The sequence below is a fragment of the Oleiphilus sp. HI0043 genome, assembly GCF_001634935.1.
Genome location: NZ_LWEY01001463.1, coordinates 1 through 683, shown reverse-complemented (window position 1 = coordinate 683; position 683 = coordinate 1). Strand labels below are relative to the sequence as shown.

General features: G+C 41.9%; 1 pseudogene. It reads right to left on the bottom strand.

Going from position 1 to position 683, the window contains the following annotated elements:
* Window positions 1–349: pseudogene (locus A3729_RS20685) on the bottom strand (SGNH/GDSL hydrolase family protein); the annotation flags it as partial.
* Window positions 350–683: the final 334 nt, after the last annotated feature.

Below are 683 nucleotides of genomic sequence, written 5' to 3'. Positions count from 1 at the left end.
AGCGATACCACTTAGTACGGCAACCATAAGGGTCGAATAAAGTTGCCGGTATCAAGATATCATTACCGCCGCCATCCATGACAATCGTAGAAATATTCGCATCCGTTGCTTTCGCATCTTGGTACTGTTTGTCTACAGGTGTTGCTAATGAGCCACCCGATAACTCAGCGCCACTTTGCGTATAGTTTCGGAAAGTGGTAGCGGCATTCGCTTGAAGGTCCTCCTCAATTACACCATTCAAGTCGAATATCGAATCACCTAGCGTTACCACGTCCATACGCTGAGCGTTTTCTTCATAAGGGTTTCCCGTACAAGCAACCAAGGAACCGGCAATCGCTAGTGTCCCCACCAGCTTATTCTAGAGCCGCCTTTGTGATACAGTTTTCTTAGATTCATCGTTTTCATGCTTTCTCCAGTTGTTATTTTTGATATGGAGACATGATCCTATAATGATTAATTTAAGTTTAGTGAGGCGCAAAACGTACCAAATAGTGAATATTGTTCATATTTTGCACCCTCGATAATACACGAGCTAAAAAGAGAATAGATTTGTGATTTCATTCACAAAAAAGGGCCTTCCCTGGCCCCACTAACTATGTAAATCTAATTAAGTCGAGTGAATGTATTTACCCGAATTACAATACAGTCTGAAGCACAGGCCAAATCTGATTTGCCAAGTTAAT